This is a genomic window from Nocardiopsis listeri, from assembly GCF_020741345.1.
GTDB classification, from domain to species: domain Bacteria; phylum Actinomycetota; class Actinomycetes; order Streptosporangiales; family Streptosporangiaceae; genus Nocardiopsis; species Nocardiopsis listeri_A.
Map to the genome: position 1 here is coordinate 1 of NZ_DYZD01000075.1, position 10,150 is coordinate 10,150.

The following is a 10,150-nucleotide window of genomic DNA, read 5'->3' on the forward strand; positions in this document are numbered from 1 at the left end:
GGCTGGAGCTGGGTGTGGCCCGGGTGCGGGGGCGAACGGTCTACCACCAAAGAGCGCTCTTCCATCCCCGAGGGCTGGCGGGGCACCTGTACTGGCAGGCGGTGAGGCCGTTCCACGGGGTGGTGTTCGGATCGATGGCCGCCAACATCGCGGCCCGGGCCGAACGCGACACCGTGAAGTAGGGAGGCGTCCACGGCGCCCTCGACCGTCGTCGGAGTCGCGGTGAAGAACACCGGTCAGGGTGCGGTAGCGTAATGCCAGAATTAGCTAGAAATACAAGAGGCTCTGTTTTCTAGTCGAGCTTTCCTCGAACGTGGAAGGACACCCGACGGTGAGCACTGGACCGGAACGGTCGCCTCGGCGGTCACGTTGGTGGGTGGGTACGGCCCTCCTGGTCGCCCTGGTGTGGATCCTCGGCGCGGGGCCGCTGGGAGCGTTCCTCGGCGAACTCGGCGAGGTCCAGACCAACGACCCCGCCGCCTTCCTGCCGGCCGGCGCCGAGTCCACCGAGGCCGACCGGCTGGCCGAGGACTTCGACCGGTCCGAGACCGTCCCGGCCATGGTCGTCCTCTCAGGTGAGGACGACCTCGACGCCGCCGACCTCGCCGACGCCACGGCCCTGGCCGAACGGATCGGTGAGGAGCCCTGGGTCTCCGGCCAGGTCATCGGCCCCCTCCCCGGGACAGAGGACGCCTCCGTCGCCCAACTCGTCGTCCTCATCGACAACACCTACGACACCCGCGACACGGTGGACGAGCTGCGCGCGCTGATCGCCGACGAACCCGTCGACGGCCTCACCGTCCAGGTCACCGGGCCTGCCGGATACGCCGCCGACCTCGTCGCGGCCTTCGGCGGCATCGACTCCACCCTGCTGCTGGTCGCGGTCGCCGCCGTACTGGTCATCCTCATCGCGGTCTACCGTTCGCCGCTGTTGCCGATCCTGGTCATCGTCGCCTCCCTGCTCGCCCTCGGGCTGTCCGGCGCACTGGTCTATCTGGCCGCGGACATCGGACTGGTCACCCTCAACGGCCAGAGCCAGGGCATCCTGTTCATCCTCGTGGTGGGCGCCTGTACCGACTACGCGCTGTTGCTCGTGGCCCGCTACCGGGAGGAACTCGCCACCACCGAGCGGGTCCCCACGGCCGTGCTCGCCGCCATTCGCGGCGTCACCGGCCCCGTCCTGGCCTCCGGCGGCACCGTCATCCTCGGCCTGCTCTGCCTGCTGGCCGCCGACCTCAACTCCACCAGCAGCCTCGGACCCGTGGTCGCCATCGGCATCGTCGCCGCGATGCTCTCCGCGATGACCTTCCTCCCCGCCACCTTGGCGCTGTGCGGACGTGCCGCCTTCTGGCCCACCGCCCCGCACCGTGTGGACAAGGAGGGACAGAGCATCGACCGGGTCCTGGAGCAGCACCCGTTCTGGGGGAGGATCGCCCGAGGCGTCGCCGGCCGTCCGCGCGCCTTCTGGCTCGCCACCACCGGTCTGCTGCTCGCCGCCGCGGTGTTCGCGCCCCAGTTCACCGCCGAGGGAACCGGCCAGGCCGACGTGTTCCGCACCGAGGTCGAGGCGGTCGAAGGACAGCACACCCTCGACCGTGGCTTCGGCCCCGACTTCAGCGCCGCGCCCACCACGGTGATCGCCGACGCCGACCACCTGGAGGAGGTCGTGGCCGCCGCCGAGGGGACCCCGGGGGTGGAGGGCGCCGCGGCGGTGACCGAACCGGGCCCGCCCGGGGTGGAGGCCCCCGTCCTGGTGGAGAACGGGCGGGTGCTGATCGAGGTCGACCTGGCCGTGGCCTCCGAGACCACCGCCGCGCTCGACATCGTCGGTGAACTGCGTGAGAACGTGCGCGAGGTGTCGGACGCCGAGGCCCTGGTCGGTGGTGTGGACGCCACCGACCTCGACACCCGAGAGACCGCACAGCGCGACTTCGTGGTCGTGGTCCCCCTGGTGCTGGTCGTGGTGTTCCTGGTGCTGATCCCGCTGCTGCGTTCCCTGGTGGCCCCGCTCCTGCTCATGGCGGTCAACGTACTCTCGTTCGCCACCGCCCTCGGCGTGGGAACCCTGGTGTTCGACCACGTCCTGAAGCTGCCCGGGGCCGACCCGGTGGTGCCGCTGTTCGCGTTCGTGTTCCTGGTCGCGCTCGGCATCGACTACAGCATCTTCCTGATGTCCCGGGCCCGGGAGGAGACGCTCCGGCACGGACACCGGGAGGGCGTCCTGCGGGCGCTCACCGTCACCGGCGGGGTGATCACCTCCGCCGGTGTGGTGCTGGCGGCGACCTTCGCGGCGCTCGCGGTCATCCCGTTGCTGTTCCTGCTGCAGCTGGCGTTCCTGGTCGCCTTCGGTGTACTGATCGACGCCCTGCTCGTGCGCTCCGTGCTCATCCCGGCGCTCTCCCTGGACGTGGGGCCGCGCCTGTGGTGGCCCGGTCGCGCCGGGCGCGGGCCCGCCACCGAGGCCGCCCAGAACACAGAGGACACGGAGAACGTCGGCTAGAGCGGGTCACCGGCCAGTTCCCGGTAGGCGTGGGCGAGCCTGCCCAGCACCTGGGGGCGGGGCAGGTGCACACCGTCCAACACCGCAACGGGGCGCACCCCCGTCGTGGCGTTGGTGACGAACGCACCCGCCATCCGGGTGGCGGCGACCGCCGCCAGCGGGCGGGTGGAGACCGGGACGCCCAGCTTCTGGGCGGCCCGACTCACCAACTCCATGGTCACCCCGGGCAGGCATGGGGCCTGCGGCCACACCAGCCCCGACCCGTCCAGAAATCCGATGTTCCAGGTCGGCCCCTCCGAGATCCGACCGTCGACCCCGACGAAGAGCGCGTCGTCGAACCCCTCCAACTGTGCCGCGCGGCGCTGCCGGATCGACCCGAACAGCGAGGTGCTCTTCACCGTCGGGCTGTCCCGGGAGAACGACCGGACGCCCAGGCTCACCGGTTCGGGCTCGCAGGTCGGCGCGGGCCGGGTGGAGACGAGGATCTGGGGCAGTGAACGGCCCGCCGGCCGGGCCAGGTCCAGGGACGGATCGAACACGGTGACCCGCACGATGGAGGGGGAGGGGCGGGCACGGGCCGCGCGCCGGGCGAGCTCGCGCACGCGTGCGATGTCGAGGTCGGTGCCGAAGAGGGTCTTGCAGTCACGGCTCAACCGTTCGGTGTGCAGCCGCAGACCGCGCACACGCAGATCCGTGACCAGCATGGTCGTGAAGTGTCCGTAGCCCTGGAGGGCCAGGCCGGAGAGTTCTCCCGTGCTGACGGGACGTCCGTTCAGTTCCATTACGCGGCCCATTCTGACACTTGGGGACCTTCCGGGAGGGGAGCCGGCCGGCTCAGTCCCGGGCGGCCCGTTCCATCTCGGCGAAGGCCGTGGTCAGCTGCTCCTCCGAGGTGGCCAGATACTCCGCCAACTCCTCGGCCGCGGCCTCCGTGTCCCCGGCCGCCAACGCCAGGTGGATCCGCCGGTTCCAGGGCAGGTAGGGGTCGTGGAACTCCCGGGGCGCGGCCATCACGTGGAAGACCAGCCGGGTCTCGGCCAGGACCTGGCGCATGAACTCGTCGACCCGGGCGCTCTGGGCCAGTGCCCCCAGCGCCTCGTGGAAGTGCATGTTGGCGCTGCCCATGCGCCACCAGTCCGACTCGTCGCGCGCCTGCTCGCCCTCTTCGACGGCCGCGCCGACCGCCCTGATCAGGGGTTCCGGTGCTTGTGCGGCCCCGCGCACGGCGGGCAGCTCCAGGGCACGACGGGCGTTGAAAAGATCCCGCACGTCCTCGCCGGTGGGGTGGGCGACGAACACGCCCCGGTGCATGCGGTGCACCAGCAGACGCTCCCGGCTCAGCAACCGGAACGCCTCGCGCAACGTGTTCCGGGAGACCTGGTACTTGCGGCTGAGCTTCTCCTCGGACAGGCGCACACCGGGTGCCAGCTCACCGTCGATGACGAAGGCGCGGAGCATGTCGGCGACGCGTTCGGCCTGGCTGGTGGCGTGCACCATCGCGGGTGCGGGCAGCCGGTCGATGTGGTCGTCGGTCGCCGTCACAGGTTGCTCCCTGTTGTTCGTCCACGCCCGGTGGGGCGCGGTGGTGCCACCAATGTTACGTAGCGGAGTCGAGGAGTTTTTACCGGAGTGCCCCTTATCGGCGGGTCGGTGATTGCAGTATTGTTCAACAATCCAACGATGAGGTTGGCCACATCCCAGCTCCCTCAGCCACACTCGGAGAGTCACCCATGAGCGACCAGCCCTCGACGCCACCACCCGCTCCGGTGCGTCCCCGCTTCGGTCGCGTGGCGCTGAGCACCAGTCTGCTCGGCGCCATGTTCCTGATGGCCACCAGCGCCATCGGTCCCGGGTTCATCACCCAGACGACCACCTTCACCGCGCAGCTCGGCGCAGCGTTCGCCTTCGCGATCCTGGTGTCGATCCTCGTGGACATCGCCGTCCAGCTGAACGTCTGGCGGGTCATCGGCGTCTCGAACATGCGGGCCCAGGACCTGGCCAACAAGGTCCTCCCGGGCGCCGGTCACCTGCTCGCCGTCCTCATCGTCTTCGGCGGTCTGGTCTTCAACGTCGGGAACATCGCCGGCACCGGGCTCGGCCTCGACGCCATGATCGGACTCGACCCCCGCATCGGCGCGGTCGTCTCCGCGGCGATCGGCGTCGTCATCCTGGCCAGCAACAAGCTCGGTCTGGCCCTGGATCGCGTCCTGGTGGTCCTCGGTGTGCTGATGATCGGCCTCACCCTGTACGTGGCCGTCATCTCCGGCCCACCGGTCGGCGAGGCCCTGCGCCAGTCCGTCATGCCGGAGGCGGCCAGCGGCGACCTCTTCCTCGCCACCATCACCATCATCGGTGGCACCGTAGGCGGCTACATCACCTACGCGGGCGCGCACCGCCTCATCGAGCGGGGCAAGGGCGGACGCGAGAACATCTCCGCCATCACCCAGACCTCCGTCACCGGCATCATCATCACCGGTGTCATGCGCGTCGTCCTGTTCCTGGCGATCCTGGGCGTCGTCGCCGGTGGGGCCGACATCATGCAGGCCGCCAACCCCTCCGCGGAGGCCTTCTACCAGGCGGCCGGCGAAGTGGGCATGCGCCTGTTCGGCATGATCATGTGGGCGGCCGCGGTCAGCTCCGTCATCGGCGCCTCCTACACCTCCATCTCCTTCATCACGACGTTCTCGCCGTGGCTGGAGCGCCACAAGGGCAAGCTGGTGACCGCCTTCATCGGCATCTCCCTGGTGATCTTCCTGGTCTCCGGGCAGGCCCCGAACACGCTGCTGGTCCTCGCCGGCGCTCTCAACGGCGTCATCCTGCCGGTAGGCCTCGGCCTGTTGCTGTGGGTGGCCTGGCGCCGTTCGGCGACCCTGCTCGACGGCTACCGCTACCCGCGTTGGCTGCTGATCGTCGGCGTGCTCGCCTGGGCCCTCACCGTGTACATGGCCGTGAACTCCCTGGGCGGCATCGCCGCGCTCTGGCAGTAGGGCCTGCCGACAGGACACCCGAACCGCGGTGGGCGCGGCGCCGACCAAGCCGCCCCGCCCACCGCCACCACACGACCCCGCAAGGGGAAGCGAGCGACAGGAAAAGAGGAGCACCGCCTTGCGCATCGACCTCAACTCCGACCTCGGCGAGAGCTTCGGCCGCTGGGAACTCGGTGATGACAAGACCCTGCTGTCCGTCGTCACCAGTGCCAACGTGGCCTGTGGTTTCCACGCCGGAGACCCCTCCACCCTGCGTCGCACCACCGCGGAGGCGGCGGCCCGCGGGGTGGCCATCGGCGGCCACGTCGCCTACCGCGACCTCGCCGGCTTCGGCCGCCGCTTCATGGAGGTTCCGCCCGCCGAACTCACCGACGAGGTGCTCTACCAGCTCGGCGCCCTGTCGGTCTTCGCCCGCCTGAACGGGCAGGGCCTGCGGTACGTCAAGCCGCACGGCGCCCTGTACAACGCGATCGTCCACCACGAGGAACAGGCCACCGCCGTGGTCGAGGCCGTCCGCGCCTTCGACCCCGCACTGCCCGTGCTGGGCCTGCCCGGCTCCCGCTTCCTGGAGAAGGCCGAGGAGGCGGGCCTGCCCACCTACCGGGAGGCCTTCGCCGACCGCGCCTACACCCCCGAGGGCACCCTCGTCTCGCGCCGGGAGGCCGGCTCCGTGCTGCACGAACCCGACGCCATCGCCACCCGCTGCCTGCGCATCGCCCGAGGTGAACCCATCACCGCCATCGACGGCACCGAGATCCTGGTCGAGGCCGACTCCCTGTGCGTGCACGGGGACGGCCCCGGTGCCGTGGACATCGCCCGAGCCGTCGCCGAACGGCTACGCGCCGAGGGGATCACCGTGGCCCCCTTCACCGCCGCCTGAACCGAACCACCATCAACCGGGGGCCGTGTGCACCCGCCCCGACAGGTCAGATTTGGAGCAGCCCTTGCGCGTCCTGAACTGCGCGGACACCGGGGTCCTGGTCGAGGTCGCCGACCTCGCCCAGGTCATCGCCCTGGGCGCCGCCCTGGAAGCGGCCCCGCTTCCAGGCGTCACCGACGTCGTCCCCGCCGCCCGCACGGTCCTGCTGCGGTTGTCACCCGGCACCGACCCGGCCGAGGTCGCCGCCGCCGTCACCCGGATCCCCCTGGCCGTCGACGTCGCCCAGGGGACGGGGGAGACCATCACCGTCCCGGTGCACTACGACGGTGAGGACCTCGCCGACATCGCCGAACTCATCGGGTTGAGCCCGCGCGAGGTCGTGCGCGCGCACACCGCGGCCACCTGGACCGTCGCCTTCTGCGGGTTCGCGCCCGGCTTCGGCTACATGGTCGGCGACGACCCGCGGTTCCGGGTACCCCGGCGCGACGAGGCGCGCACCCGGGTGCCCAAGGGATCGGTGGCGCTGGCCGGCGAGTTCACCGGCCTGTACCCGCGCAGTTCGCCCGGGGGTTGGCAGCTTCTGGGCCACACCGACGTCGTCTCCTGGGACCTGGACCGTGACCCACCGGGGCTGCTGCGACCGGGGGTGCGCGTGCGCTTCGAGGAGGCCGCGTGAGCTTCCTGGAGATCCTGGCCACCGGGCCCATGGCCACCGTGCAGGACACCGGGCGTTTCGGCCACGCAGCCCTCGGAGTGGGCCGCTCGGGTGCCGCCGACGCGCGCTCCCACGCCCTGGCCAACCGCATCCTCGCCAACCCGTCGGAGGCGGCCACCCTGGAGGTCACCCTCGGCGGTCTGCGGGTGCGAGCCCGCGGCCCGGTCACCGTCACCGTGACCGGCGCCGAGACACCGGTGCGGGTCGACGGCCGGGGCGCCGCCGTCAACGAGGTCCTGCACCTGCCGGACGGGGCCGAACTCTCCCTCGGCGTCCCCGCCCGTGGCCTGCGTTCCTACCTGGCCGTGCGCGGGGGCATCCACGTGAGGCCCGTGCTGGGTTCGCGCAGCACCGACGTGCTGGCCGGCCTCGGCCCCGCCCTGCCCGAGCCGGGCGACCTGCTGCCGGTCGGACCGGCCCCCCGGGCGCAGCCGGTCCTGGGTCACGCGCCCACCGGCCCGGTCGGCGCCGACGAGGTGCGACTGAGGGTGTGCCTCGGCCCGCGCGAGGACTGGTTCACCGAACGGGCCCACCGCACGCTGTTCGACGACGTCTTCGAAGTGACCCCGCGCAGCGACCGGGTCGGTGCCCGCCTGGCCGGCCCCGCCCTGGAACGCTCCCGCGAGGGCGAACTGCCCAGCGAGGGCATGGTGCCCGGCTCCCTGCAGGTGCCGACCAGCGGCGAACCCGTCCTGTTCCTGGCCGACCACCCCGTCACCGGCGGCTACCCGGTCATCGCCGTGGTGTGCGCGGCGGACCTGCCCGTGGCCGCCCAGGCCCGCCCCGGTACCCGCATCCGCTTCGTCCACTGGAGGTGGAACCCATGAGCCCCGAGACCGTCTCACCGGCCTCCTCGTACCCTCCGGCGGACCTGCCGCCCGCCCGGGCCCGGGAGTTGTTCCGCGGCGGGACGCGCGTGCCCACCTCCGGTTACAGCAACGGCTACGCCCAGGCCAACCTGCTGTGCCTGCCGCGCGACCTGGCCTTCGACTTCCTGCTGTTCGCCCAGCGCAACCCCAGGTCCTGCCCGGTCCTGGACGTCACCGAACCCGGTGAGGTGTCCGCCTCGGTGTTCGACGGAGACCTGCGGACCGACCTGCCCGCCTACCGGGTGTACCGCGACGGGGAGTACGTCGAGGAGCGCTCCGAGGTCACCGACCTGTGGCGTGAGGACCTGGTCTCCTTCCTCATCGGGTGCAGCTTCACGTTCGAGACCCCGCTGCTGGAGGCCGGTGTGCCGGTTCGCCACATCGAGACGGGCGGCAACGTCGCCATGTACGAGACGAACCGACCATGCCGCCCCGCCGGCCGGTTCCGCGGCCCGCTCGTGGTCTCCATGCGCCCGATCCCCGCCCACCAGGTCGCCGACGCGGTGCGGATCACCTCCCGCTACCCGGCCGTGCACGGCGCCCCCGTGCACGTGGGCGACCCCTCGGCCCTGGGCATCGAGGACCTGACCAGACCGGACTACGGCGATCCGGTCGAGGTCCGCGAGGGCGAGATCCCGGTCTTTTGGGCCTGCGGGGTCACTCCGCAGGCCGCGGTGATGGCCTCGGCCCCCGAGTTCGCCATCGGCCACGCCCCGGGCCACATGGCCATCACCGACGTCCGCGACTCCACCTACCAGGTCCCCTGACCGACCGACCATCACCGAGTGGACGGCCCCCGAGCGTTCCGGCCGGCGATTTCAGGGGCACACGAAGTTGTTGTTCGACCAGACCGACAACAGGATCAACAGCACGAGTATGACGACATCGGCAAGCCGGTCGGACACTGTGCCTCCTCACGGGCCGGGGCCGACAAGGGCCTGTTCTACCGCTCCCTTGCCGGCCCCGGAGGGCTTTGGCCGTCACCGGCCAACCGGGCGAACCCACCACGGTCATGGCCTCGGACCGGCATGATGCCCGGCCTCCCCCGATCAGCGTTCCTCGCCGGCGGGAGCGTCCGGGAAGGACTCCCCGGAACGGTCACGCCCACCGAACAACCGAGACCGACCCTCCTCCAGCCGGCCGCCGTCCCGCCCCTGTGGTCCACGACCGCGCGTCCCACCGGCGCTGCTCGCGTAGAAGGTCTTCGCCGCCCGCCGCGCGTCGTCGTCCTCCGCCTGCCGGGCCATCACCTCCATCGCCCGGGCCTGGGCGGCCATCTCCTCGCCGATCCCGGGGAACGGCTGCGCCACCCGCGCCTCCCGGATCCGCTCACCGCTCTCCCGCAGATAGCGGGCGGCCTCGTCCCGCGAGCCTCGGCGCATGGCCTCCGAAGCACGACGCTTGGCCGACTGCGCCTCCTGGAACAGCTCCTCGGCGCGCACCCGTTCGTCCGCCTCACGCCGGTCCACCCGCCAGGCGGTCCGCACCCGCACCTCCATGGTGTCGATGTGGGTCGCCAACGTCGCCGGGTCCACGTGGGTGAGTTCCACCTGCGCCAAAACCACATCCTCGCCGTCGTTGCGCTTCTTCGCCTCCGCGAGCACCGCCGTGGACACCCTCAGCAGTGATCGGCGGCCCTCCCCGGAGAAGAAGTCGCCCAGATCCACCATGAGCGCGCCGTCGTCCAACCGGCTCGCCGGTGACTCGCCCACCACCGACACCCGCTCCACGAACTCGCCGCCCCGGACCGTCACCGACGTCGCCTGTGCGGTCTTGGCCAGCAGGTACTCCGTCTCCTGCGCGATCAGTCCGCCGGCCGTGTCGGGGTCCTCCGCGAACAGCGCGCTGCCCGCGCCTCCCTCTGAGATCGCCCCCAACAGCTCCTCGTCGTACCCGAGCCCGTAACCCAGGGTGGTCACGGTGATCCCGTGTTCGTAGGCGTCGCGTGCCACCTCCCGCAACAGGTCGTGGTCGGTGGTGCCCTGGTTGGCGTGCCCGTCGGAGATCAACAGCAGGGTGGCGCCCCGGCCCTCGCTCGCCCGCCGCGCCTCCCGGACCCCGCGGAGCAACCCGCCCGACAGGTCCGTGCCACCGTGGGCACGCACCTGGGACAGCCGTTGACGCAGGGAGTCCTTGTCGGTGAGCGGCCCGGCCGGCACCTCCACCTTCGCCCGGGTGTTGAAGGAGACCAGCCCGAAG

General features: G+C 71.4%; 10 protein-coding genes. 7 read left to right on the forward strand and 3 right to left on the reverse strand.

Translation table 11 applies throughout. The annotated features are described in order from the left end of the window. On the forward strand, positions 1–182 hold a 182-nt coding region (locus tag K8V84_RS05015), incomplete at its 5' end, for a DUF2867 domain-containing protein (RefSeq protein WP_304071017.1). Between the two features lie 194 nt (positions 183–376). Next, a complete protein-coding gene (locus K8V84_RS05020; RefSeq protein WP_304071019.1) occupies positions 377–2,500 on the forward strand; it encodes an MMPL family transporter in 2,124 nt (707 codons plus the stop codon). Here the strand turns inward: K8V84_RS05020 and K8V84_RS05025 are convergent. Both K8V84_RS05025 and K8V84_RS05030 read right to left on the reverse strand, forming a co-directional pair. Next, on the reverse strand, positions 2,497–3,282 hold the full coding sequence (locus K8V84_RS05025; protein ID WP_304071022.1) for an aminotransferase class IV: 786 nt from the start codon (positions 3,280–3,282) through the stop codon (positions 2,497–2,499). The two genes, K8V84_RS05020 and K8V84_RS05025, sit on opposite strands and share 4 nt — an antisense overlap. A gap of 52 nt (positions 3,283–3,334) precedes the next feature. Continuing rightward, positions 3,335–4,042, reverse strand: coding sequence for a GntR family transcriptional regulator (locus K8V84_RS05030; protein WP_304071025.1), 708 nt, complete (start codon positions 4,040–4,042; stop codon positions 3,335–3,337). Positions 4,043–4,230: 188 nt separating this feature from the next. Between K8V84_RS05030 and K8V84_RS05035 the strand changes: the two genes are divergently transcribed. From K8V84_RS05035 to K8V84_RS05055, 5 genes are all read left to right on the forward strand, one after another. Then, a complete protein-coding gene (locus K8V84_RS05035) occupies positions 4,231–5,487 on the forward strand; it encodes a divalent metal cation transporter (protein ID WP_304071028.1) in 1,257 nt (418 codons plus the stop codon). Between the two features lie 118 nt (positions 5,488–5,605). After that, positions 5,606–6,367 carry a 5-oxoprolinase subunit PxpA gene (locus K8V84_RS05040; RefSeq protein ID WP_304071030.1) on the forward strand — a complete coding sequence of 254 codons (762 nt, stop codon included), beginning with the start codon at positions 5,606–5,608 and terminating at the stop codon, positions 6,365–6,367. A gap of 64 nt (positions 6,368–6,431) precedes the next feature. After that, on the forward strand, positions 6,432–7,043 hold the full coding sequence (locus K8V84_RS05045) for an allophanate hydrolase subunit 1 (RefSeq protein ID WP_304071033.1): 612 nt from the start codon (positions 6,432–6,434) through the stop codon (positions 7,041–7,043). Then, positions 7,040–7,909 carry a biotin-dependent carboxyltransferase family protein gene (locus K8V84_RS05050; RefSeq protein ID WP_304071035.1) on the forward strand — a complete coding sequence of 290 codons (870 nt, stop codon included), beginning with the start codon at positions 7,040–7,042 and terminating at the stop codon, positions 7,907–7,909. Before K8V84_RS05045 ends, K8V84_RS05050 begins: the two co-directional genes overlap by 4 nt. Then, entirely contained in the window at positions 7,906–8,718 is an 813-nt protein-coding gene (locus tag K8V84_RS05055; protein ID WP_304071038.1) for a putative hydro-lyase, read from the forward strand. Before K8V84_RS05050 ends, K8V84_RS05055 begins: the two co-directional genes overlap by 4 nt. 282 nt (positions 8,719–9,000) lie before the next feature. Here the strand turns inward: K8V84_RS05055 and K8V84_RS05060 are convergent. After that, the coding region (locus tag K8V84_RS05060) for a VWA domain-containing protein (protein WP_304071041.1) at positions 9,001–10,150 on the reverse strand (1,150 nt) is incomplete at its 5' end.